The sequence below is a fragment of the Paenibacillus cisolokensis genome, from assembly GCF_018403665.1.
GTDB lineage: Bacteria > Bacillota > Bacilli > Paenibacillales > Paenibacillaceae > Paenibacillus_AH > Paenibacillus_AH cisolokensis.
Window position 1 is genome coordinate 1 of record NZ_BOVJ01000039.1, and the last position, 22,197, is coordinate 22,197.

General features: G+C 47.9%; 22 protein-coding genes and 11 pseudogenes. 6 read left to right on the forward strand and 27 right to left on the reverse strand.

The features are described from left to right. Nucleotides 1–181: 181 nt before the first annotated feature. Entirely contained in the window at nucleotides 182–562 is a 381-nt protein-coding gene (locus PACILC2_RS05205) for a hypothetical protein (RefSeq protein WP_213527918.1), read from the forward strand. Between the two features lie 227 nt (nucleotides 563–789). Here PACILC2_RS05205 and PACILC2_RS05210 read toward each other — a convergent pair whose 3' ends face one another. The 6 genes and pseudogenes from PACILC2_RS05210 to PACILC2_RS05235 form a co-directional block, all read right to left on the reverse strand. Beyond that, nucleotides 790–1,464, reverse strand: coding sequence for a class I SAM-dependent methyltransferase (locus PACILC2_RS05210; RefSeq protein WP_213527920.1), 675 nt, complete (start codon nucleotides 1,462–1,464; stop codon nucleotides 790–792). A gap of 349 nt (nucleotides 1,465–1,813) precedes the next feature. Beyond that, nucleotides 1,814–2,227, reverse strand: coding sequence for a hypothetical protein (locus tag PACILC2_RS05215; RefSeq protein ID WP_213527922.1), 414 nt, complete (start codon nucleotides 2,225–2,227; stop codon nucleotides 1,814–1,816). A gap of 305 nt (nucleotides 2,228–2,532) precedes the next feature. After that, nucleotides 2,533–2,724 (reverse strand): helix-turn-helix domain-containing protein, encoded by a 192-nt coding sequence (locus PACILC2_RS29180; RefSeq protein WP_213527924.1) that lies wholly within the window; start codon nucleotides 2,722–2,724, stop codon nucleotides 2,533–2,535. A gap of 2 nt (nucleotides 2,725–2,726) precedes the next feature. Then, nucleotides 2,727–3,248, reverse strand: coding sequence for an AraC family ligand binding domain-containing protein (locus PACILC2_RS05225; protein WP_213527926.1), 522 nt, complete (start codon nucleotides 3,246–3,248; stop codon nucleotides 2,727–2,729). A 44-nt stretch (nucleotides 3,249–3,292) separates the two neighbouring features. Next, nucleotides 3,293–3,913 (reverse strand): annotated as a pseudogene (locus PACILC2_RS05230) (carbohydrate ABC transporter permease); the annotation flags it as partial. Between the two features lie 244 nt (nucleotides 3,914–4,157). Then, the gene (locus PACILC2_RS05235; RefSeq protein ID WP_213527928.1) at nucleotides 4,158–4,370 is read right to left on the reverse strand and encodes a DUF6366 family protein; all 213 of its coding nucleotides are present in this window, start codon (nucleotides 4,368–4,370) and stop codon (nucleotides 4,158–4,160) included. Nucleotides 4,371–4,595: 225 nt separating this feature from the next. On the opposite strand from PACILC2_RS05235, the pseudogene PACILC2_RS05240 reads away from it, so the two are divergent. Next, nucleotides 4,596–5,216, forward strand: a pseudogene (locus PACILC2_RS05240) (MFS transporter); the annotation flags it as partial. Between the two features lie 25 nt (nucleotides 5,217–5,241). Here the strand turns inward: PACILC2_RS05240 and PACILC2_RS05245 are convergent. The 11 genes and pseudogenes from PACILC2_RS05245 to PACILC2_RS05295 all read right to left on the reverse strand — a co-directional run bounded on the left by PACILC2_RS05245 (nucleotide 5,242) and on the right by PACILC2_RS05295 (nucleotide 13,184). Further along, the gene (locus tag PACILC2_RS05245; RefSeq protein ID WP_213527930.1) at nucleotides 5,242–5,961 is read right to left on the reverse strand and encodes an AAA family ATPase; all 720 of its coding nucleotides are present in this window, start codon (nucleotides 5,959–5,961) and stop codon (nucleotides 5,242–5,244) included. 623 nt (nucleotides 5,962–6,584) lie between these two features. Continuing rightward, entirely contained in the window at nucleotides 6,585–7,073 is a 489-nt protein-coding gene (locus PACILC2_RS05250; protein ID WP_213527932.1) for a GyrI-like domain-containing protein, read from the reverse strand. Nucleotides 7,074–7,378: 305 nt separating this feature from the next. Then, nucleotides 7,379–8,011 (reverse strand): MFS transporter, encoded by a 633-nt coding sequence (locus PACILC2_RS29185; RefSeq protein WP_372447053.1) that lies wholly within the window; start codon nucleotides 8,009–8,011, stop codon nucleotides 7,379–7,381. After that, complete coding sequence (locus PACILC2_RS27860) at nucleotides 8,001–8,558, reverse strand: MFS transporter (RefSeq protein WP_307860370.1); 558 nt, start codon at nucleotides 8,556–8,558, stop codon at nucleotides 8,001–8,003. Before PACILC2_RS27860 ends, PACILC2_RS29185 begins: the two co-directional genes overlap by 11 nt. Nucleotides 8,559–8,614: 56 nt before the next feature. Further along, nucleotides 8,615–9,247 (reverse strand): annotated as a pseudogene (locus PACILC2_RS05265) (MerR family transcriptional regulator); the annotation flags it as partial. 244 nt (nucleotides 9,248–9,491) lie between these two features. Then, nucleotides 9,492–9,953 (reverse strand): DUF2269 family protein, encoded by a 462-nt coding sequence (locus tag PACILC2_RS05270; RefSeq protein WP_213527938.1) that lies wholly within the window; start codon nucleotides 9,951–9,953, stop codon nucleotides 9,492–9,494. Between the two features lie 120 nt (nucleotides 9,954–10,073). After that, a pseudogene (locus tag PACILC2_RS29735) lies at nucleotides 10,074–10,329 on the reverse strand (transposase); the annotation flags it as partial. A gap of 69 nt (nucleotides 10,330–10,398) precedes the next feature. Further along, nucleotides 10,399–10,521: pseudogene (locus tag PACILC2_RS05280) on the reverse strand (GNAT family N-acetyltransferase); the annotation flags it as partial. Between the two features lie 127 nt (nucleotides 10,522–10,648). Next, nucleotides 10,649–11,185: a hypothetical protein gene (locus PACILC2_RS05285; RefSeq protein WP_213527940.1), complete on the reverse strand. Its 537-nt coding sequence runs from the start codon at nucleotides 11,183–11,185 to the stop codon at nucleotides 10,649–10,651. A gap of 41 nt (nucleotides 11,186–11,226) precedes the next feature. Further along, nucleotides 11,227–12,544, reverse strand: a pseudogene (locus tag PACILC2_RS05290) (sensor histidine kinase). 1 nt (nucleotide 12,545) lies between these two features. After that, the gene (locus tag PACILC2_RS05295; RefSeq protein WP_244863252.1) at nucleotides 12,546–13,184 is read right to left on the reverse strand and encodes a response regulator transcription factor; all 639 of its coding nucleotides are present in this window, start codon (nucleotides 13,182–13,184) and stop codon (nucleotides 12,546–12,548) included. A 210-nt stretch (nucleotides 13,185–13,394) separates the two neighbouring features. Between PACILC2_RS05295 and PACILC2_RS05300 the strand changes: the two are divergent. After that, nucleotides 13,395–14,425, forward strand: a pseudogene (locus PACILC2_RS05300) (DJ-1/PfpI family protein). 49 nt (nucleotides 14,426–14,474) lie between these two features. After that, nucleotides 14,475–15,155, forward strand: a complete 681-nt coding sequence (locus tag PACILC2_RS05305) for a DUF2306 domain-containing protein (protein ID WP_213527942.1) — start codon at nucleotides 14,475–14,477, stop codon at nucleotides 15,153–15,155. Between the two features lie 4 nt (nucleotides 15,156–15,159). Here PACILC2_RS05305 and PACILC2_RS05310 read toward each other — a convergent pair. The 10 genes and pseudogenes from PACILC2_RS05310 to PACILC2_RS05355 all read right to left on the reverse strand — a co-directional run bounded on the left by PACILC2_RS05310 (nucleotide 15,160) and on the right by PACILC2_RS05355 (nucleotide 21,056). After that, a pseudogene (locus PACILC2_RS05310) lies at nucleotides 15,160–15,614 on the reverse strand (NUDIX hydrolase). Between the two features lie 69 nt (nucleotides 15,615–15,683). Continuing rightward, nucleotides 15,684–16,107: pseudogene (locus PACILC2_RS05315) on the reverse strand (FAD-dependent thymidylate synthase); the annotation flags it as partial. 326 nt (nucleotides 16,108–16,433) lie between these two features. Further along, nucleotides 16,434–17,021: a hypothetical protein gene (locus tag PACILC2_RS05320; protein WP_062494152.1), complete on the reverse strand. Its 588-nt coding sequence runs from the start codon at nucleotides 17,019–17,021 to the stop codon at nucleotides 16,434–16,436. A 728-nt stretch (nucleotides 17,022–17,749) separates the two neighbouring features. Continuing rightward, nucleotides 17,750–18,103 carry a hypothetical protein gene (locus tag PACILC2_RS05325; protein ID WP_213527944.1) on the reverse strand — a complete coding sequence of 118 codons (354 nt, stop codon included), beginning with the start codon at nucleotides 18,101–18,103 and terminating at the stop codon, nucleotides 17,750–17,752. Nucleotides 18,104–18,315: 212 nt separating this feature from the next. Beyond that, entirely contained in the window at nucleotides 18,316–18,903 is a 588-nt protein-coding gene (locus PACILC2_RS05330) for a GNAT family N-acetyltransferase (RefSeq protein WP_307860371.1), read from the reverse strand. A 93-nt stretch (nucleotides 18,904–18,996) separates the two neighbouring features. After that, entirely contained in the window at nucleotides 18,997–19,575 is a 579-nt protein-coding gene (locus tag PACILC2_RS05335; protein ID WP_213527946.1) for a histidine phosphatase family protein, read from the reverse strand. A 62-nt stretch (nucleotides 19,576–19,637) separates the two neighbouring features. Beyond that, nucleotides 19,638–19,808 carry a hypothetical protein gene (locus PACILC2_RS05340; protein ID WP_213527948.1) on the reverse strand — a complete coding sequence of 57 codons (171 nt, stop codon included), beginning with the start codon at nucleotides 19,806–19,808 and terminating at the stop codon, nucleotides 19,638–19,640. Nucleotides 19,809–20,131: 323 nt separating this feature from the next. Beyond that, on the reverse strand, nucleotides 20,132–20,410 hold the full coding sequence (locus tag PACILC2_RS05345; protein ID WP_213527950.1) for a hypothetical protein: 279 nt from the start codon (nucleotides 20,408–20,410) through the stop codon (nucleotides 20,132–20,134). A gap of 131 nt (nucleotides 20,411–20,541) precedes the next feature. Continuing rightward, nucleotides 20,542–20,840 (reverse strand): annotated as a pseudogene (locus PACILC2_RS05350) (hypothetical protein). A gap of 6 nt (nucleotides 20,841–20,846) precedes the next feature. After that, entirely contained in the window at nucleotides 20,847–21,056 is a 210-nt protein-coding gene (locus tag PACILC2_RS05355; RefSeq protein ID WP_062494165.1) for a YwbE family protein, read from the reverse strand. Between the two features lie 278 nt (nucleotides 21,057–21,334). On the opposite strand from PACILC2_RS05355, the pseudogene PACILC2_RS26395 reads away from it, so the two are divergent. After that, nucleotides 21,335–21,513: pseudogene (locus PACILC2_RS26395) on the forward strand (RNA methyltransferase); the annotation flags it as partial. 66 nt (nucleotides 21,514–21,579) lie between these two features. Next, on the forward strand, nucleotides 21,580–22,197 hold a 618-nt coding region (locus tag PACILC2_RS05360), incomplete at its 3' end, for an RsmB/NOP family class I SAM-dependent RNA methyltransferase (protein WP_244863253.1).

Consider the following 22,197-nt stretch of genomic DNA (forward strand, 5'->3'; position numbering starts at 1 on the left):
ACACAAAAATGGACTTGATCCCCGCATTCGACCTGAAGAGATTGTGGAGGAATAACACGGCCTCCTTCTTGCTACTACACTTGCATACCTGTCTTGAAAAATACGGTACAACCGTACAAGCCGTTGTTCCCCTATCGCATACTATGTTATATACAGGCCGCCTTTGACGGAGGTGAACCAGATGAAATCCAAACGGCGGACAAAAGCCGCGCAAGCATCAAAATGGATCGGGCACACGGTATGCGTAGGGTTAAAGAATGGGGACTACTATGTTGGCAGGGTAGTAGGTGTGAGGAACGGAGAATTGATTTTGTCCGGCATGCAAGGGCAAGGCAAGCTGACGGACTCCTTTACCCGGCAAGATAAGGCCAAAGTTTCCGGACTGCTGGACTCCTTACTCGGCGGGCTTGGCGGGCTCGACGGTGGAAATGACGGAGCCAATCCATTAGGAGGAGGCGATGGCGCCGCAACCGGCTTGTTCGGGAAGCTCTGGCCCATGATTCGAGTAGGGATCGGCATGCTTCAATTTATCATGCCTCTGGTAAGAAAATTTTTCGTTTAACCCTCAGATGGGATTGGCCTGGCATCTTGCCGTCCAATCCCATTGCAAACCATCTGAAGATATCATGATTCGACCGGGAAGTGTGCTGCTCCACCCCAACCCGACTCTCTCCTCCTCACCTCGGCAAATCATCGGCATACTGCCTGCGCAATCGACTGAGCTCGCCCCTTACTTCACCGTTTTCTTAAATAGATAGGCTTTATAATATCATTCATAAAATCACCCCATTACTTCTTCCTCCATAAGGATGTCCATAAAAACGGCACGCCAAAGAGATCGCTGTCCTCATCCATTTCGTTCATCATTCTGAGTTCAATACATTCGAAATTATCAGACAATAAATAACGGATTTTCTCGGCCGTAAAGGCAAGACCGCCCTTCATCGTTTTCTCTTCATAGGCGTCCCAATCTGACATCGCAAACTGGGGGCCTCCGATATCCCCGAATCCCGGGGCAAAACAGGTCAATCCAAAATGACCCCCGGGCTTCAATCCGTTATATATCATGTTTAAGTATTGGATTCTGCGATGTGGCAATATCCCGTGCATGCATCCGGAATCATATACGAAGTCGTACTCTTCCCTGGGCTCTAATTCGAATACAGACCGACATTGAAAATGGATCGGATATAATAACTCATTGGCTCTTTCCTTCGCCCAATCAATAGCTGCCTGCGAAATATCGACCGCATCCACCCGAAAACCTTTGCTGTGCAGAAAAATGGCGTTTCTTCCCGGTCCGCAACCCAGTTCCAAGGCTCTCCCGGGCTGAATTAATCCGGAAGCGATATAGGCGTGCAGGTTCTCATCAGGCTTATTATGAAAGAATGGAACCGGACGTGTTCGGTCGGAATAAAAGGGCTCCCAAAATTGTTTCGACGGTCTGAATTGCGAATCCAACATTTTATACAGGTCTTCCACGTTCTTTATTGTTTTTCATTCACCAGAGTAATCTCCTCGCTTTTTTTGATCTTGCTTCAATTGCACATAACGTTTCTCGTATTCACGAAACGCCCCAGCATTCGATAGCTCTTATCTCTTAAAGGGAACCTTTGAAGTTCTGACTGTATAACTTCCCATTCTTTCACTTCTCATATTTCAATATAGAAAAGGTCCGGCTGCGCGTAAGCACAGTTAGTCCGTGCGAAGGTGACCGCCTGAATCCACTTCTCCGAAATGCCTCGGACGGACCGAGGCGTGAATGCGTAAGCGTGAATACGGTATTATGCGATGCCGCTACTTCATTGAATGACTAACAAATTTCAATTGCTGGTTGATTTTCATCTGCAACTTTGTTTAAAATATGCCCTTCCAATTTTATTGATGTAATGGCTTCATTATTAACTATATAGTTATAAGCTCTTAAATTTTTATTGATCTGTTCTGACCCATAATAATACCATTGCCATATTAAACCCTTAGAATTTTTAATAATAAATATCTCTTGTGAAATCAGAAAATCTTCTGGGAAATTAATATAGAGTGTTTCGTTATTGTCGAAATATATAAGTAATAGTTGCTCTTGATAATCAGCCCTAATGATCCGATGATTATTGTCCATGGGTCTTCCAAACCATTCACCATAAAATCGTAATGTTCCAGATTTAATATTAGGTATTAATTGATTTATCTGTTGAGCAATAACTTTAGCTGAAATACGATGCACCTTCTTTCATTGTTCTTTAAGCGGTTTCACATAACGTTTCTTGTATTCACGAAACCTAGGGTTGTTCCCCTGACTCCACTCCCCCGAAATGCCCTCAGGCAGACCAAGGGTCGGCGAATGCCGGCCCGCAGCAAAGTTTCATGGCATTTTTGACTTCCAATCGCCTTAATCCCAAATCCGGTCCAACTCGGCGATTTTTCGTCCATCGGCATGTTCACGGCTGCCGGCCTGGCGCTCTCGCTCGGGACATCCGCTTTATAACATGATCACTTCCTCCCCGGCGCACCAAGACCCCAGCTGCGCCATTATTCGCGTGGAGCCTTCTCCCTGTAAGCGGTAGGAGGCATACCATAATGGCGGGTAAACGCTCTTGTGAACGCGAAGGGATTCGCATAGCCGAGCGAATATGCGATTTCGGTCACGGAAGCGGAGCTTTCCTTCAGCATTTCGGCCGCTTTCGTCATACGCGCCTTCGCCAAGTATTGCGAGGGAGACACGCCTACGCGCTGTGCAAACGCAGTCGAAAATAATTGCGGTTCATGCCGACAATAGCGGCCAGCTGCTCTACGGTCAGCCCCTCCGCCGCATGCAGATCGGCATAGCGAAGACTGCGCCGGACCCAATCCCGTGACTCCGGCCGGCGTGCTCCGTCATCCTTCGCGAGCAACGCGAAGAAGAAGCGGAGCAAGGCGCTTTGCATGGCAAGCGAATGCCGAAGGCCTTCGCCGGAGTCCGCGCCGGAGCCCGATCTCATCAACTGGAACAGATCGTCGAGCGCGGACTGCATGGCAGCGTCGAACCGCCCCGGCAGGCACGGTTCGTCCGGAGTCAATCCGGCAGCCTGCAACAGTTCTTCCGTTCCCGGCCCCTCCACAACGATCCAGCTCATCAGCAGCTTCGAACAGTTATCGGGCCTGCGGTAATAATATGTGCGGCCGGGAAACATGCAGAACAGATCGCCATTTCGCAGCAGAAACTGTCGGCCCCCGCTGCTTTCGGCAAGCAGCAGCTTCTCGGTCATCCCGAAGGTCGACCCCGACTCGTCCAGAAAACTGCTTTGACTGAAATCAGAATTTCCCGCAAGACGAGCTGCAACGGATACCGTTCATCGTCCCGCAAATAAATAAGCGCGTTAAAAAAAGCGTTCCAGTGACCGACGGCGTAGAACAGTACCATGACGGCGATGATCGGCTTCGACAACGGCAAAATAATGTGGAGCAGCAGCCGGGTGTTCGAGCATCCGTCGATGAGCGAGGCTTCCTGCAGCTCCCATGGAATGCTGTTCTGAAAATAAGTGCGCATCACAATCAGATTGTATGTCGCAATTGCCGTCGGCACGACCATGGCCCACATCGTATTGACCATGCCGAGATCCTTCACGATCAGATAGGTCGGAATGAGCCCGCCGTGAAAAAACATTGTAAACGTAATCGCAAACATAAGCGCGCCGCGCCCAGGCAAATCCCGCCGCGACAGCGGATAGGCCGCCAGCGTCGTCATTACGACATTCAAGACCGTGCCGACGCTCGTGTACAGCAGCGTATTCGCGTAGCTGTTCCATACCGCGTCGAATCTGAAAATTTCCTTGTACGCGTCCAGCGTGAAGCCTTTCGGCCACAACCACATTTCGCCGTTCATCACCATGACCGGGTCGCTGAACGACGCGCTCAGCACGAACAGCAGCGGATTGAATGCTCCGGCGGAACGACAGAAGCACTGCGATTCTCTTTAGCCATGCCAAAGGGACTCTCCTCCCTGATTATTTGTAATCAAGCTTATACCAGAAACGCCGATTTTGTCAGCCATATCGACTTTAACTATCGGTTATATCGTATTTTCCAGCAGTACAAACGAAAAAAGCGCATTCGCACAACATCTCGAATACGCTTGTTCTTTCTTTCAGATGGCGAAAAAGGTATCACCGTCCCTTTTAAAACAGCAATTTATACAGGACATACCCTATAACCAATAGTAAAATTAAAATCCCCGTGCCTTTCCATCCCAAGCCGCCTACCAAATCGGCCAAACTTCCAAATTCGGCACGATTCATGCCATCGCCGAACGCACCGGAAGGATTACGCTTTAATTCCTCTTGTCTTAATCGTTCGCTTTGTTCTTCAGGCGTTTCTTTTCGAACATCCATGCAACCGCCTCCTGGTCAAAACCTGCTCCTTTCTTCACGAAGAGCAAACTTTTTACTTTCATTATAACCGTCGCCATCCGTATTGGGTATAAACAACTTTCTTCCGCAAATGCGCGAATAAAACGCCGTTGACATTATTGACATTTATGTTGACATTTATATCGTCACGACACATGATCTATGTCGTAACGATATATCTAAACGATATATAAAACGGAGGCTTGCATGGCCATGACCGTGGCGATGGCGATCGGCCCATTGCTCGGAACCTGGATTATCCAAAATCATTCTTTCCACAACCTGTTCCTTTTCGCGACCGCCCTTTCTGTCGTGGCGCTCCTTCTGGCGATTGCGACAAAACGGCCGTTCCAACCGAGGGCCACAGCGGGGAGAATCGAATTCTTTGAAAAATCGGTTTTCTCCGTCATGGCCGCCATCTTTTTCTGGCTGTCTCTTATGGCGGGATCACCACATTTTTGCCGCTTTTTGCGGAATCGATCAAAGTCAATTCCGGCACTTTCTTTTTGGTGACTTTTCTGACGGGTTAATTGGCGTAGTAACTTCAGCCGTTCTGTACGGCATCGGATTCGGTTCGGCGCAACCGGCCCTTCAAGCGGCAACCTTGCGTCTTGCCCGCCCGGATCGGAGAGGAGTGGCCAATGCTTCTTTTTCACCGCATTTGATTTGGGAATCGGGCTCGGGTCGATCCTGCTCGGCTGGGTTTCCCAACATACGGGATATCAGGTTTTGTTCACCGTCAGCGCCGGTTCGGTCGTTGTTTCCATGTTCATTTTCACCGTGTTCGTAAGAGGCTTATTAAGATATCAAGTGCCGGCAGAGAAATAGTTCAGTCGCGATCGCGAGTAGCAGCTTAGTCTATTAATTCTTTGAGATATCTTTTTCTATTCTCCAAAAATCTTCTGGTTATTTGGTAATGGTCCGTGTCTTCATACTGAATCAAGCCGATCGGCTGCTGATCGAAGGAGTATATGTCCGCATGGGGGTAACCTAAAAGTATGGGAGAATGTGTCGCGATGATCAATTGCGCATTATGCTGCAGTTCATGAATAATACTTAAAAATGCCAACTGTCTTGCCGGCGAAAGCGCTGCTTCCGGTTCGTCCAACAAATAGATTCCTTTTCTCCCGAATCGGTTTTTGAATAAGGATAGGAACGATTCGCCATGAGACTGCTCGTGCAACGATCTCCCGCCGTATGCATGATAGATGCTCGGATCTTCTTTGGCCAAATCATCGATGTGGTTAGCGAAGTTGTAAAAGGATTCCGCCCGCAAAAAGAAACCCGAATTGATTTTGGGCATCCATGAAAGCCGGATATAGTCCCCAAGTTTTGCTTCCGAGGAGGCTAACTCGTATTGATTATTCCGGCCTCCTCCCGCCGTATTGAACCCGCATTGATACGCAATGGCTTCCAATAACGTTGATTTCCCTGAACCGTTCTCTCCGACAAAAAACGTAACGTTCTTCTTGAAATTTAATGTCCCGAGACTTTTGATCGCTGGAATGTTAAAAGGATACTGATCGGGCGTTTTAATTTTTTCTGTTAATTTCATAACTTCATGAAGATACATGAATCATTTACCTTTCCCATTAGCATGATTCTTTTCGAAACTCATGCTCCAACGAATTGTTCTTCACGACAGGGCCTTGAACATCCATAGCTTCATACATGGCCTGAAATCGCTTCTTCGTATGTACGGAACACGGTTTATTTCAATCCACACGCTCCTGCACGAGGAGCGACCTAGATGCGCGACCCATGTGCCGATCACCACCCTGTGTTTCAATCCACGCTCCTGCACGTGGAGCGACAGCGTCCTCCGTCAGCCCTTGCTGTACAAGGACTGAGAGGCTCAAAAGTGCGAACCGTTTAATTTTACCGCTAATTCTGTAGAAAAACGAGCTTAATTTTTAAAAAAGCCTTTATTTACGCGGGGTGCGAATCTCTCAGGGATTTCATGTGAGCTTGGGGTTCGCACTAACAGCGATATTCAATACAAACACATTACTGGGTTTCTCATTAGTTCCCCAACGGCATCTTTGTTTCCATTAGCGTTCTTCGCTTCCCGGTTTTTACATTACTATGCCAATAAAACTTGCAGCCACACAATTTAAGCAGTTGAAGCAAAATGACATCGTTCAGGTAATACACCTTCTCCCACATTGTGACCCCATTGTACCGAATATTCTTCGATTATTCATTATCCCGTTTCTCAATTGGAAAATATAAATATAAATCTCCATTCGTTTCTACTGGGTTGTAATACTCATGCACTGCCCCAACTATTGAATAATTGTTATCTGGCAAATATTCATGAATCATATAATTAAATTTTTCTTGATATGTACTCTGATTGCATTTAATAACCGCATACTTGTAAGACGGAATTGTCCACTTGGTCCAGCCGGTTGGAGCAATAGCATTCTCAAACACTTCACAACCAGCTAAATATTTACCTTGATCTGTCCAACGTTCAAAGCTTTCAAAAATATCACTCATAGCACCCCAAATGCCAACTATATTACCTTCATTATCAGTCTTGGCTAAATCTCGAATCTCCTCAAACTTATTATTTGCTTCTTGCCAAATCGCTGGTATCCAATTATGACTTTCGGCTGAGAGACCTTGTCCTACCTTACCGATAACAGTAAATGATTTCTTTTCTTCAATCTGTACGGGCATTTTACACACTCCTGACTTCTTTCAGATAACGTTTCTGCATTCACGACGCGACCCGGCCTTAGATAGCTCCTATCTTAGGCCGGGTCGTATGTCATCCGAGCTTCTTCCATGATTATACATCTGATGACCAAAGGGCGAAAGCCCCGAAGCGTAAACACGGTGTTACCTGATGCCTGCTCTTCTCTGAAAATCCCTACTTATCTCAATCTGCTAAATCCTGTCTATTCAAAAGCTATTCCCATTTACTTTCCATCATGCCGTTGACCGTCTGTCTATCATCACAATAACCGACAACAGCACAAGCCCTATGGTACTGATCGCCGCCCCGGCGGCTGGCGCCCCGCGGAGAGCGAAACCGGTTTGAATTGCCGCTCCGCCAAGGGCCGAACCCAAGGCATTCCCGATGTTAAAAGCGGAAATGTTGAGCGACGAGGCCAAATCGGCCGCTTCCCCCGCTTTTTGAGCATCAGCATATTCAGCGTGGGCACCATCGCAAACCCCGATATCCCCCAAATCAATACGAGAATGACAGCCCAGACGGGTTCGCTTCCTGCCCAGGAAAACACCGCCATGGACATCACCAGCATGGTAAGCGAGCCGAAGAGTGTAGGCATCAGACACCAGTCCGCAAGCCTCCCTCCTATCCAATTGCCGACCGCCGAGCCGATTCCGAAAACAAGCATGATCGGGGATACCGTTTTTTCCGAAAATCCCGTAATTTGCTGCAAAAAAGGCGAAATGTACGTGAAACCGGCAAACACACCCCCGAATCCGAAAACCGTCGTCAGCAGGACAAGGATAAGCGCCGTTCTTCCAAGGGCACGCGCCTGTTTCCCCATGGCAACCGATTCTCCGCGAGGGAACGCGGGAACGAACCTGGCCAGCAAGAGGATGCATACGGCAGCTGCAGCCGCCACCGCAAAAAGCTCATGCGCCATCCGAAGGTTTGGCCGATAACCGTGCCGACAGGAGAGCGCCCAACACGGTAGAAAGCGTCAACCCCGTACCCAAATAAGAAATAGCAACCCCTTCTTTTCCCGGGGGTGCGAGCTTTCCGGCAACGACAATGCTGATGCCGAATAACGTGCCGTGGGCAAACGAACTGAGCAGACGGCCGGCTAGCAAGACGGTAAAATGGGGTGCCAAGGCGCTGAGCAGGCTGCCAGACACGAACAGCAAGAGCAATCCCATGAGCAGCATTTTCCGATCGGTTCGCCCTGTTGCCATCGTCAGAAGCGGTCCTCCCACCGCCACACCCAAAGCGTAAACGGTAACCAACAGACCCGCTGTCGACACGGGCAATCCGTATTGCTCCGCGATCGGAATCAGCAGCCCCATCGGAAGAAGTTCCGCCGTTCCGATCACGAATATGCTAACGGCCAAAATGACAATGGCAACAGGAATGCGACGCTGTTCCGAAGCCTTTGGTTTCTTTTTCTCGCTGGAACATACCGTACCGGGATATTCGGAACGAACAGACATCATTTTTCTCCCCTCAGGGTATCGTCAGGAAGCTTCATGATGATGCCCTTCCGGAGGCTCTATCCGATCTCCACAGGTATTTGCAATTCCGCCACATACAGTTCTCTATTGACTTCATCGGTCAGAACAAAGGTTTCGCGGCAAGGGAACGTCTCGGAAATACGATAACCGTTGGACTCGATCCAAAGAGCCAAATCGGTGTCCACCCGGCAGATGCTGTTCAGATGGCATTGATGCGCCAGCGCTGCGATGCTCGGCACTTCCGGCAACACATACCGGACGACTTCGTCAAACAGATCGCTCAGTTGCGATCTTGGGATGATATCTCGAACGGATGCGGCGAGAATAGACTCCGAAGGTTTGACAATCGCCTCCGGCAGAACCCTCGTATCGTTGCCCCGTTCGATCTGAACGAGTCTTTCTTCAATCCGTGCAAGACGCGCCGTTTCCTCCTGCAACACCTTTTGCAGCTCAGCCTTTTTTAAGCGAAGCATGCCGCGAATTTGTTCCGAGGACACATTCTCATCCAGCATCGTTCGGATTTGATCCAGCGTAAAGCCCAGATCCTTGTAGGCGAGTATGCGGTGAAGGCGGAACAATTGTTCTGCCGTATAGTAGCGGTAACCCGTGGTCTCGTCCGTGCGTGCGGGTTTGAGCAGCCCCAGTTGGTCATAATAACGCAGCGTCTTGACGGATAGCCGACTGAAGCAGTCTTATTTTGCGATAGTAAAAGTAATATCCGGCTAATAAAATAAAGTAAATTGACATCGGCATCTTCCATAACGACGTATTCGAGGTGAGATAAATGGCGAAAAACCAAAACCGGCGGGTTTCGCCGATATAGCCCGCTATGCCCCGTGTACTTTCATGCGAACGGGATTGACCGGTCCGTCCATTTCGAAGCTATTTTTGCAAATGAGGGATGTCGGAAAAAGTTTAGAAGCTTTTCGAAATCATGAGGTAAAGAATGACAATCGGCAGCAAAGTTGCAATAATACCAAAAACATCCCATAAACGCGACGCTTTAACATACGCTTTAGAGATGTTCCCGCTCTCGATGCAGGCAGCGCTATGACGGATCATGGCACGTTGCAAGGGAATGAGAATCGCTAGCCAGATAACACCTGTAATGGCAAACAATACGAGCGATAACGTAAGCCAATTAAACCCGTGCATGGCGATTCCCGCTCGAACAGCCATGGCGATTCCCGAAACGACGATAAGAATGAGCCCCGGAATCGTGAACACGAAATCGGCGAGCATTACGTTTTTTACAGCGTGATGAATGACGGCCGGGTTCTTCTGAAATTCCGCTCGAACTTTCCAAAACGCCGCCGTCATAATATTTCCTACAAATAATACGACACCCGCCAGATGAAGAAGCAGCCATAATTTCATGAGACGCCCTTCCTTTCTTTGTTCAACTTATACTATCCCGAAAATTAAAGTAGCTTAGAAGCACAAAAAGGCCGGTATCCTGTTATATCCTACTCATGTGGTATAATCTGGGAAACATCATTATGCGGTTTGGTTCGTTTCCTCCACCGTGACCTTGTAACCCAGGATTTCTAACTTACGGATGGCTTGTCTTGCCACATGAGTTCGCTTGCGCTCTTCATAATGATGAGGCCCAAGTTCAATTTCCCTTGGTCGTCTTCCCCGATTTTCGTTTCCCGGCACTTTCATTGTTCCCTGGAGCCAGTCCTGCCCATGAACACAAATGTGCGGCGGAGGGGAACTGATCCATGTCGGTGTCGATTTCGGCCAGAATTTGTTCCGCACTCCTGCGTCCAACGCCGGGGCAATAGCCCCACTGCGTGACTTCTTGAATCAATTTTCAGATTCAGTCTCTTATCAATATGCACTTATATCGTTCTATTCCGGGATATTTTTCTCCTAAAGTTGTTACGTGAAAACCAATCTTTCTATAAAAATCTACTGCATCTTTATCGGTTTCGGCTTCCATTCTTCTTATATGATTTTCTTTCATAAATTCCATTATATGTCACTTTCTTAACCTCATCCATTTCATTGCAAACCGTCTACTCAAAATGATTTTTTCTCCTGTGAACTTGGCTTGTTTTTGATATTATTCATTTCAAAACGTAACCATCAAGATATTTATTCATCAGCATATTAGATATGCCAAGTGCTTCGCCCCTGTCGTAAGCCGGTACGGAAATCATGATTCCATTATCCGCACTCCAAGTTCCTTGATTATTATCCATTCGATCGAAAACGGTAAAAGTAGCCTTGCTAAATGATTTATCAATATAAATAGTGCCATAATTAAACATATAAGGCTTTCCATCTTCTATATAAGTATATACAACCGATCCATAACGTTCCTTTCGAAAATGAATCTCCAGTTGTCTTTGATTTTCCGGAACCGGTATTTCTTCGCCTTCAATGGTAATAATTCCTTTAAATGTTTTATTCCCCGCAATACTTTTGTAGAGTTTACCATCGATTTTTATTCGGACAGATTCCTCTTTTCCTATATTTTCATTGCCTAATCTATACTTCATTCCTTCTGCATTGATATGAATATCCCTCGGATATGTTGAAATCACGAAGTATATGATTATCATTCCTAGAATAATGATAGATCCCAATAATAACTTCTTCATGATCCTGTCTCCTATTATTCGATAAAGTCTCCCGCCGCAACTCAAGCCATTAACGGAATCCAGCCCGTCAGCAAAGCTCCTCCCTCCGAATGGTTATGGGCTGTGAGTTCGCCTCCATGCTGCCTTACAATTCTTTGCGAAATGGTTAACCCCAGTCCGCTGCCCCCAGTCGCACGATTCCGGGATTGTTCGCCTCGATATAACGGTTCAAAAACACGCTGCAGTTCTTCCGGAGAGAAACCCGGACCTGTATCATGTATGGAAAAAATCGCGTTATTCCCATCCTTAAAAGATTGAACCGTAATTTTGCCATAGCAAGGCGCGTGTCTGACCGCGTTATCCAATAAATTGTTCATAGCACGCTCCAATAAGTGCGGATCTCCGCTAATGATGCAATCGTCTGCAGTATGGATTGAAATGGTAATGTGCTTTTGACTGGCAAGCGGACTTAGACTGTCAATTGCCTTCAAAAGTACGAGCTTCAAATCAGCAGACTGTTTGTTATGATTTTCCTCCAAATACGTCACCTTTGTAAATGTGAAAAGATCCTCGACCAACCGGTCCAATTGGGCGGATTTTTCCTTGCAAACCGCCACATATTTTGCTATTTTCTCCGGTGATTGCGCAATTCCTTGTTCCAACCCGTCCAAATAACCTCGTAAAGCAAACAACGGAGTCCGCAAGTCATGCGCAACAGCAGCAATTACGAATCGGCGTTCTTCCTCAAGCTCTACCTGTTTTTGATGAGATTTTTGCAGAGCGTCTACCAACATTTCAAATCCATCGCGAACTTTGGCGATTTCCGTAATTCTGGATACAGGCAGTTTCACATCCCAATCCCCTGCGGCCATCTGTTTGACTGCAACACTCATCTTCTCAAGCGGCTTAAGGAGAAACCTCCTCATTTCAAAGCCGGCAACAAAAAAGCCAGCAACAGTCCGCCTAGCGCCGCCATCATTTGAAACGCATTCGACCTCGGCATATATATGATAATTTTCCCAACAACATGACCATCCTCTATGACGGAGAACCGTTCCGTCGAACCGCCGCTTCGCTCCGGATCGGATCGAAATATTTCCTGATTCGAAGCGGATAAAATGGCCACATCCATCTTTGCTTGCCGCAACTGGTCATGCAGTCGGTTTTGCCATTGCGGATCCCTCCATTTGTCCGCATTGATTTCAATCAAACGAATCATCTCGGAAAGCTGCCTTTGCTGAATCTCATTTTGCAATTTGCTTTCTTCAAAGCTAAACGTTTTCGTTTCCATGAAATGAGCTGCGACAAAAAGAGCCACGGCATAAAGACGATGAAGAAGAGACAAAGCAAAGTAAACGAGCGGATACGGAGCGTTCTCATTTTATCCTCCCTCGAAGCGGTAGCCTACTCCCCATACGTTGACCAGGTACTGTGGATGGTCGGGATCGGATTCGATTTTCTCGCGAAGCCGACTAAGATGGACGCGAATCGTATGTCTATCGCCCACTCCGTCCCAAAATTTCGAAAGTAATTGTTCATATGAAAAAACATGTCTTGGATGCTCAACCAATAATCGTAACAATTCATACTCTTTCGGTGTAAGCATTACATGTTTCCCCTCCACGATTACTTCTCTGGTGGAGAGGTTGATCTTGATGCGGCCATAATCCAAAATTGTTTCATTCGTGTCCTGCCGGCCGGAGTATCGTCGCAATACGGCTTTCACTCTGGCAACAATCTCCCCTGGCGAAGCCGTTTTAACAATGTAATCATCGCCCCCCAGCGTAAGTCCTCGTATCTTGTCTACATCATCGCTGCGTGCACTTAAGAAAAGAATGGGAACGTTGCTCTCCGCCCGAATCTGACGGCATAGCTCAAATCCATTTTGTCCCGGCATCATGACATCCAGCATAATACAATCCACCGAAGTTTGCCGGAGCATAGACAATGCTTCTGCGGCATCGCCAGCGGTTATCACATCGAAATGATCAAATTCAAAAAAATCTCTTAATAATTCCACGATGCTTTGGTCATCGTCTACGACGAGTATCGTATTTTTGCCATCGTCAACATCCCGCCTTTGTTCTCTAGTTTATCATTTTTCTGCAAGCACAAATTGAATCTTACATTTTGTGACGAATTGTTTATTGTTTTGTGATGATTTTACTTCGTCGTTTGAGATATTCATTTGTTATGATCAATGGCAACGAAACATAAGGGGGAATGACTGTTGTTAACGATCCAAATTGTGCTTTTTGACGGTTTCGACCTACTGGACGCCGTTGCACCCTATGAGTTTTTGCGCGGCTGCGATGAAAAGCGAAAACAGGTTAAGTGTGGAGTTTGTCACTGCCGAAGGTCCAAGGCCCGTGATCAGCGGCATCAACGAATTGAAAATGGAAGCCAGTGGCAGGCTGGACCCCGAACGTGCGCATATTGTTCTCGTACCAGGCGCTTCAGGAGACGTTGAAGGAGATGAACCCAATTCGATACCGGCTATTCTGAGCCGAGCCATGCAAACAGAATTGACTGGTTTGCTTCGCCAGGCTCTCGACCAAAAAACACTGTCATCGCCACCTTGTGCGGCGGTTCCCTGGTGCTGGCCATGGGGGATTGTTGGAAGGCAGAAAGGCGGTAACCCATCATCTGGGAATGGATTTACTTGAAGCTACCGGTGCCATTCCCATCCCGGCACGAATAGTGGATGACGGCAATCTGGTGACTGGCGGCGGCGTCACTTCGGGACTCGATGTAGCCCTGTATTTGGTGGAAAGAGAACTTGGACCGCGAATCGCACATGAAGTAGAGCAATTGTTCGAATTCGAACGGAGAGGAACGGTTTGGAGAGAGAAAGGAATGGCGCCCGGCTCTCAAAAGGCAAGGACGGACAAGGAATCCTTGATCGTGTCGAATCGGACTGCGGCGACTTGCGACACCTTGCGGTACAATAACGCGCATGCGTCTGTCTTTCATGGGGATTGGGATACTTCCATCGCAACGCCAGTCGGAAAACTTAAGGTCAGGCTCTCGATATCCATAAAGAACGGAGTGATCCGGGGCAAGGCCACACAAGGGGATGAGACGGTCGAATTTATGGCTCCTCTTCTTCAGGATAACAAGCTGTTTTGGTCACTGCGCGTTACGAAACCGATACGCTTAAACCTGCATTTCGAGGTTGTCGCTGACGGGGATCGCATGACCGGAATCGTTAAAGCCGGCATACTGCCAGCCTCCAAATTAATTGGCACACGTGTGTCCTGATCCGGAATCATGATGAAGCTGAGATGAGATAGGTGATCACATGAAACCCATGAAGAAGCAAAAAACGTTATACGGATTTGTGGCCTTTACTGCAGTTCTATTTATCCTGCACACCTTGGTAAAGAATTATATGATTGATCCGGAAGCCTGGGGATTTTTGAGCCGGAAAACCGGACTTCAGCGGGAGCTGAATGTTCCGATCTGGTTGAAGGTGATGTACGTGCATGTCGCATTCGCCTGCATCGCCATGGCGGCAGGACTGCTCAACTTTTCAAATCGTCTCTTTGAAAAAAGCCGCCGATTCCATCGTGTCAACGGCTACATTTATTTCGTGTCCGTTCTGGTTGTCATTGTAACTTCCGGATATATGGCGCCTTACGCCACCGGAGGCAAAATCAGCAGCATAGGATTCAATGTGCTGAATACGATATGGTTGATTATAACCATTGCGGCGCTTGTGCACATCAAAATGAAACGAATCGACCGGCACCGGAACTGGATGATCCGAAGTTACGTCTTTTGTTACACGAACATGCTCATTCATCTCGTCACCTTCCTTTTTCATCAGGGATTCGGCCTCGCTTATGCTGCAGGCTACACGATTGGCCTTTACAGCAGCATTGTACTATTGTTGATTATTGCCGAAATCATCATCAAAAAAGCAGATGGAGTAGGGCGAATCAATCGATTTGAATATATTCCAAAGACTTATGCCCCGATGCTTCGTTAGATTGCTACCACTCCGTTATGTATCCCGCTCTTCTAAGTACATGCTCGGTAAACGGGTTTAAATTTTCAATCCGTTTATCTAATGAAAATACCGAAGCTCAAGTCCTTCATTGTCATTAACTTTTGGATTGCCTTGAACACCAATAGCTTCATATATAGCCATTACATTATATATTTCATCTCCGTTCGGATATCTATAGTACATATCTTTGCCTGAAAGCAGAGTTATGAACTTGAATGATCGAGCTGTCAACCCCGCTTCTTCGAATAACTCCCGGCTGGCTGCTTCTTCTAATGATTCTCCAAGCTCTAATGCTCCTCCGATCGTGCCCCAGTCTAAGCTGTCCGTTCTTCTTTGCAACAATAAATGAGAGTCATGATTGAAAATCAAAACACATGCACCGGCCATAATTAACGGCCTTGAGCCAACTTGTTCCCGCAGATCCATGATATATCCCATGATCGTTTCTCCTTCATTGGGAGGGTTTATATGATACCGTCTTCACTCCATTGAGTCTTCACAAGATTTTTATACTTCGTGTTTATTTACAAGCTCTTTTAATGAATTTGGAAAAATAGGTTTGCTGAGTTCGAGAATTGCTTTGGCATACTCTTGTATTTCTTTCTGAGCGTCATGTTCCAGACGTTGATTAAGAAAGTGGCATACGGATTGCAAGGAAGCGGTCCAATACCAACGAACATACATACCATACGCGGGCAAAAATAGCCTGGCTTGCTCCGCACACACTCCTCAGGTGAAGGTACGTAGAACGTCGGTTCTTCCGTTATATATCTGCGACTTGATTCATTCCATGCTTCCAGACTATCCCCTGTGCCTTCGAAATGAGCAGAACCAACAACATATTTCCACCACTGTCTCGCAACCATTAAGGGAGCATATATCTCAAATTTAATATGACATGTCTAAATGACGAGGTATGTCCTGATTTCGAGGAAAGACTTTTACCTCGTACTGAGAGCAGTATTGGTTCAATGCATAACCAGCTTTAATGATAAGAAAGAAGATCTTCTTGCTTTATTTTAGTCTTCATTGAATCCCCCTCCCCTAATGCACTTGCAGGAATTACACATAACGTCCCTCGTATTCACGAATCCGAGAACCTTAAGTCCCAACGGGGCGGCCACGTCGCGATTAGGTTCGCAGGGTTGTCCGCCTGATCCAGTTTCCACGAAATACCTCTGCCGGACCGAGGGCCGAATGGCCCGAAGCGTGAATATGGTGTTAGCTGAGTTATTGGCTTCCTGGACTACTTAAACATCACTTGGCAATCGCAATGAAATTGTATGTCTGTAGATTTTGCTTTTGGTCAACTACTACTACATAATCTAAACCTGTTACATCCACTTCGATATCTGTAGGGTAAATTTCATCTGCTGGCACTACTTCTGATAGGATTGGATTGCCAATTGGCTCTCCGTCTTTCGTGGATTCACTTATAATGCTTGCCCCCTCCGAACCGCTGCCCGTTAAAATCGCCTTATTAAAAACGGAGTATTTCAGAGTTGAAAATTGTTTATTTAAATGAATAACAATGCTGCTTACTGTATCATCCGGTTGATTAAAGATTTCATAGCTATGACCATCCGCGTCCATAAAACGATCTGTGACCGCCACTACTGAATGTGCTAATTTCGCTTTAGCGATATCTACTATATCTCCAGAATTGTATTTACTGCTCGAACGATTCCCGCTTGTTGGTGTCGAGCTTTCGTTTTCGTTAACAACAGGTGTTGCTGAAATTACCGTATCCTTGTCCTCAGACAACTTGGCAATATACGTACCGACAATAATTCCGATCGCGAGAATAACAACAGCAATTATAACAACAGTACCTTTATTTTTCATTGAATCACTCCACTCAATATATAAAAATTTCAGCTACGTGGTTAACGCCTGCCTGAAAAGTACTTAAATCAATGTGCGTATACTGATTCAAATCTTAACTTGATTGTGGTACCATATCTTATAAAGAAGCCGAGTGCTGGAACACTCGGCTGCACAATTGGCTTGGATGGGTTTTTCCCTTCTAAGTCTAGAGGCTTAAAACCTACCTTCGGCCGCGAACCTTGGGGTAGGTTTTTACTTTCTCTTGTACCCAAGATTCAATTGTACTCGTCTATTATACCATCATATACCAATATTTAGAAGAACATTTGTTTGGATTTCTATTCTAAATATGATATGCGTTAATCTCGTATAACGTTCCCGCATTCACGGCGCGATCCGGCCTTAGATAGCTGCTCCCTAAATAACGAAAGCCTCTCTCAAATGAGAGGAGCTTTCCATCAGATAAACGTTCAAGCGACACCTTGCAGTTCTCTTTTCAGTCCCATGTTCAGTACTGAACATTGCTTGCGAACAGTGGCGGCACCCACAACTAACAACAATAAATTAATTTAATTGCTGTTTATGGGGCGCTTTCATCGCATGACTTGATTCGTGTTCAGCATATGCCGGATCGATTGTCGATAAACACGAATTATTTAGATACAATAGTTTTTTCCGACACAATATGCATCTCTTCTTCATCAACAGGCTGCATTGAAAAACGTACCGTATAGACCCCTTTATACTCAAACTTGTATGTTATGTATTTGCTGTTTATCCAAAATTCTCTTTCCCTCGATCTGGAAAATCTTTTTGCCTTCACGGCGCTCCTCAATCAAAGTTTCATGCCCATGCGGGTCTGTAAGTGTCACTTTGAAGGCAGAGATATCCGTTTTGAGAATGTCAATTTGTGCGAAAACATTGAATGTAACCCTTGAATTTTGATTCACTTCACCGAAAATCGTATCGATGCTTCTTGTCAACATGTGGACGTTCGGGTTAAAAACATTGATTGTTTTTGTTTTGTTATCCCATGTAACGATTCCTTTATACCACTCCTTTATGAATCGCTTCGAAAAATAAAGCTCGTTGTTGCCCATTATTAACCCAAACGCGAATTTGTCGCGAAATGGACTCAGCACTAACTATACTCGCGCCGAGGAATCAAAGAACAACAGTGGCAAAAAAAGCTTTCTAACTTTCAAATGAACCCCTCCAATCCATTGTATTGAGTGTTTCACATATATACGCTCAATGAACTGGAGAGTTTTTCTATCCCGTAGCTTTTTTTGGGTTATTTTCACTCTGTAGGCTATTCAGAGTTAAATCTGATTAAAAGGGTAACTTGTAACGGACCGAGGCGCGAATGCGCCGAAGCATGAATAAAGTTTAATATGAAGTAGGACTCTTCATCGAGTTGCTGTTGAAAATATCTGAATAGGTCCTTCCCAATCATCTTCTCTAATTTCTTGGTAGTTGTTATTGGTATATCTTTCAATTGTCTTTCTCCAAAAATTTGAGCTGGTTTGTTACTTTCTATTTGAGCAACTTTCCAAATACCTCTAAATCTATTAAATAATTCAGTAGATGCTTGTTGACCTACTCCTTGATTTCTATATTTCTTCATTACAAAGAATTCTGCCATCGAATAATTCGTTTGGTTATTATCATTAGTTACAATCTCTCTTACTAGGGCAAACCCAGCCAGTTTTCCATTTACTCGAATAAAAAAAGGATACCTTCCTTCTTCCGTCCAATAATGATCCAAATACATATATTCATATAGACCGTTTTCATTTACATCTTCAGGGTCAAACTCACTAGAATCATATTTATAGAGTTCTAGAAGATTTCTTAATGTAGTTTTCTGATCATATTCAACCCTATGAATTGAGATCAATATGTTTTCCTTCTTTCGCCTTTGTCATATTTCAGCTAACGTCCCTCGTATTCACGAACCCGAGAACCTTAAGGGAGCGGGCGACCGGCCGCTTCACGAAGGGTCGGACCATAATCTTCTGATCCCTGTCAACTCGCTGCCCTTGAAAGCCATTTCATAAATATCCGGTTTCGTCGTTCGTTTCCAGAACCCGAAGCCGTAACGCCGATCGTAATAATGCATCATAGCCGTCATAATATTCCCGTGCGTTCCGATCACGATATGTTTGCCGGCGTAATCCGCCAGTAGCTGCTCGATGACCGGAATCGCCCGCCTCTGGGCTTCCCTCGTCGTCTCGCCGCCTTCCAGGGCATAGTCCACATCGTCGAACGATTTCTCGATCGCGGCCACCAGCGTCTCCCAGGAGGCTTTCCGGTCCAGCCCTTTAATCGGCCGTTCCCGCAGCGCATCATATGTAACGATCGGAAGATTTTTCAGCCGGGCCAGCGGTTCGACCGTCTGGACCGCTCTCGCATAGCTGCTGGACGCAATATAATGGACGTCGACGCCGCGCAGCGTCTCGGCCACCCGAGCGGCATCCTTGTTCCCTTGTTCCGACAAGCCTCTGCTTTTCTCCTCGCCGAAGACGAACGGCGATTCGGCATGCCGAACCATATAAAGTCGCGTCTCCATACCCGTCTCAGCCTCCTTCGGACGGCAGCGCTCAGCTCAGTCAACCGGCACAAGCCGAGCGGCTACCGGTACAAGCCAAGCGACGTCCCCCATTTTACCCGGATGTCCGGTTTGGTCCCGATTTCAAGCGGTTGCACGTCATGACCTTCGTCGAAAATGAGCACGAGCCCTTCATATCCGCCGTCTCTGACAATCGCCAGCTCCCGGATATTTTCGAGATGAAGATCGACCATTTTCCATCCAAGACATAAATGGCCACCCGCCCCCATCCGATGCCCGGCTCGACCGAAAAATCGATCCTGCATCGGTTCCGCGCAAGCGAAAAGGAGATGCAGTCGTAATACCAGGGCACCTCGGGATCCGAACGTGCGGCATCGCATTCGAACACATATTCAAGCTCATACAGCTCCGGAATTTTCATTGGCGGTCGCCTTCTCTTTGCGAAATACGCTGTTGCTATCCTATCAGTATACCAATATTTGGGGTATATGGATAGAAGGATGGGTAAAAAATCCGCCTCCCGCCGCAGCGGAAAACGGATGCGCGGCTTGCGCCGCTACTTGTCGAGTCCATGGTCCTTCCAGGCCTGCAAAGCGTCAACCGGTTTGCCGTTCGCGCCGAACGCCTCGACAAAAGCTTTATTGCTGGCATCGTGAAACTGCTTCATCATCAGCACCTCGCAACCCATTTCGACAAATTCTTCCGGCTTCCAACCGCTGTGATGCGTCTGCCAGCGTTCCCCGCGCAGCCCGAAATGATCGACGCCCTGCTGCGGGAAGAAGCCTCTCGGGGTGAACACAAGGACGCGGTTGCGGGCTATGTTTTCGAGCAGCACGCCCGTACCGCTGCCGATGTCGAGCTTAAGTTACGATGTTATAGAGCAGTGTTTTCAGGGAACCGTACAAGCCGTACGCGTTCTCCCGCAGCGTTCTCCGATATCCGTTCCCTCCCGTAAAGCGGCTGTCGTCACAGCCGGAACCGTTCGATATGATCCCGCAGCCCTTCCTGCATCAGCACCTTTTTCTGCTCCGGTCCGAGCAGGTCGAAATGCGGATAGTCATCCCGCATATGGATGTAACGCGGGTTCAGCCCATTCTTCCGGCACCAGTCGGCCAGCTTGCCGACATCCGCACATCCGACCTTGGTGACCGTCCTGATACCGGGAAAACGCGGATCGACCCAATAATGGGTAAGGAACGCGATTTCCCCGCGCGCCGCCTGTTCCTTCCACTTTTCAATTCCTGACGGGAAATGCCGAAGGCCACAGCCCCTCACTCTCCTTGCCCGCCGGTAACGATCGTTTTGACGCGCCCGACCCGTCCGTCTGTCAGCTTCACCTTGATCCCGTGAGGATGAAATGCCGAGTTGGTCAGCAGCTCTTGCACCACGCCCCGGGTCAATTTCCCTGTCCGCTGATCCTTCTTCAAGACGATATCGACCGTAAGTCCCGGCCGAATCGACGCCCGTCGCGTTCCGTCCATGCCGCATCCTTCCTTCTGTCCGTCGTCTATACTCTCCGGACCAGCATACCATATCGGCGGGGAAGATGCATGCCGCTTCCGGCAAAATGATCGTTTCCCCGCCAGCCCGGCCCGAACTTCCGCTTGCGCTTCGGAACGGGACCAAAGCGGCCGGATGCGTTCACCGCATGCAACTGATATACTGGACGAAGAACCGAACGTTATGATGGAAGCAAAGGAGTGTCTGCACCATGAACGACATCCGGCTGCCGGCCGGCTATATCGAACAGATGCGGCGAATGCTCGGAGAGAGCGAGGCGGAGCGCTTTTTCGCCAGTTACGGCGAGCCCCGGACTTACGGCCTGCGGCTTAATCCGCTCAAGTTCGGACCGCGCGACACCGGGCTGTTTGCCGTCCTGCAGGAGCAATTCGGGCTCGAGCCGTCCCCTGGTGCAAGGACGGCTACTATTACCGCGAGTCTTCACGCCCCGGCACCCACCCTTGGCATGCAGCCGGCTTATACTATATCCAGGAGCCGTCGGCGATGTCGGCGGCCGAGCTGCTGGATGCCCGGCCCGGTGAAATGATTCTCGACCTGGCCGCCGCCCCGGGCGGCAAGACGACGCAGATCGCGGGGCGGATGCAGGGACAAGGGCTGCTTGTCGCCAACGAGATTCATCCGGCCCGCGCCAAAATATTAAGCGAAAATATTGAGCGCATGGGCATCCGCAATGCGGTCGTCGTCAGCGCATCCCCGGACCGGCTCGCAGCGCGCTTCCCCGCCTTTTTCGACCGGATTATGCTGGACGCGCCGTGCTCCGGCGAAGGCATGTTCCGCAAGGACCCCGATGCGGTCCGGGAATGGTCCGAATCGCAAGTCGCCTTCTGCGCCGAACGCCAAAGCGGCATACTCGACGACGCGGCCGTCATGCTGCGGCCCGGCGGAACGCTCGTCTATTCGACCTGCACGTTCAACCGAGCCGAGAACGAAGATACGATCGAGGCTTTCCTGACGCGGCACCCGTCGTTCACGCTCGAGCGAACCGAACGGATCTGGCCGCATCGGGCGCGCGGCGAAGGCCATTTCGTCGCCGTGCTGCGCCGCGCGGCGGACGGCGGGGAAGACGCCGCGGCCGCCACGGCTCCGCGGCGCCCTTCCGCC

What these genes read in the sequence shown, in the direction of transcription:
- PACILC2_RS05205 (WP_213527918.1), top strand. Translation starts at nt 182, where the DNA reads ATGAAATCCAAACGGCGGACAAAAGCCGCGCAAGCATCAAAATGGATC.
- PACILC2_RS05210 (WP_213527920.1), bottom strand. Translation starts at nt 1,464, where the DNA reads ATGTTGGATTCGCAATTCAGACCGTCGAAACAATTTTGGGAGCCCTTT.
- PACILC2_RS05225 (WP_213527926.1), bottom strand. Translation starts at nt 3,248, where the DNA reads ATGACCGAGAAGCTGCTGCTTGCCGAAAGCAGCGGGGGCCGACAGTTT.
- PACILC2_RS05235 (WP_213527928.1), bottom strand. Translation starts at nt 4,370, where the DNA reads ATGGATGTTCGAAAAGAAACGCCTGAAGAACAAAGCGAACGATTAAGA.
- PACILC2_RS05245 (WP_213527930.1), bottom strand. Translation starts at nt 5,961, where the DNA reads ATGTATCTTCATGAAGTTATGAAATTAACAGAAAAAATTAAAACGCCC.
- PACILC2_RS05250 (WP_213527932.1), bottom strand. Translation starts at nt 7,073, where the DNA reads ATGCCCGTACAGATTGAAGAAAAGAAATCATTTACTGTTATCGGTAAG.
- PACILC2_RS29185 (WP_372447053.1), bottom strand. Translation starts at nt 8,011, where the DNA reads ATGGCGCATGAGCTTTTTGCGGTGGCGGCTGCAGCTGCCGTATGCATC.
- PACILC2_RS27860 (WP_307860370.1), bottom strand. Translation starts at nt 8,558, where the DNA reads ATGATGTCTGTTCGTTCCGAATATCCCGGTACGGTATGTTCCAGCGAG.
- PACILC2_RS05270 (WP_213527938.1), bottom strand. Translation starts at nt 9,953, where the DNA reads ATGAAATTATGGCTGCTTCTTCATCTGGCGGGTGTCGTATTATTTGTA.
- PACILC2_RS05285 (WP_213527940.1), bottom strand. Translation starts at nt 11,185, where the DNA reads ATGAAGAAGTTATTATTGGGATCTATCATTATTCTAGGAATGATAATC.
- PACILC2_RS05305 (WP_213527942.1), top strand. Translation starts at nt 14,475, where the DNA reads ATGAAGAAGCAAAAAACGTTATACGGATTTGTGGCCTTTACTGCAGTT.
- PACILC2_RS05320 (WP_062494152.1), bottom strand. Translation starts at nt 17,021, where the DNA reads ATGAAAAATAAAGGTACTGTTGTTATAATTGCTGTTGTTATTCTCGCG.
- PACILC2_RS05325 (WP_213527944.1), bottom strand. Translation starts at nt 18,103, where the DNA reads ATGGGCAACAACGAGCTTTATTTTTCGAAGCGATTCATAAAGGAGTGG.
- PACILC2_RS05335 (WP_213527946.1), bottom strand. Translation starts at nt 19,575, where the DNA reads ATGGAGACGCGACTTTATATGGTTCGGCATGCCGAATCGCCGTTCGTC.
- PACILC2_RS05340 (WP_213527948.1), bottom strand. Translation starts at nt 19,808, where the DNA reads ATGGTCGATCTTCATCTCGAAAATATCCGGGAGCTGGCGATTGTCAGA.
- PACILC2_RS05355 (WP_062494165.1), bottom strand. Translation starts at nt 21,056, where the DNA reads ATGGACGGAACGCGACGGGCGTCGATTCGGCCGGGACTTACGGTCGAT.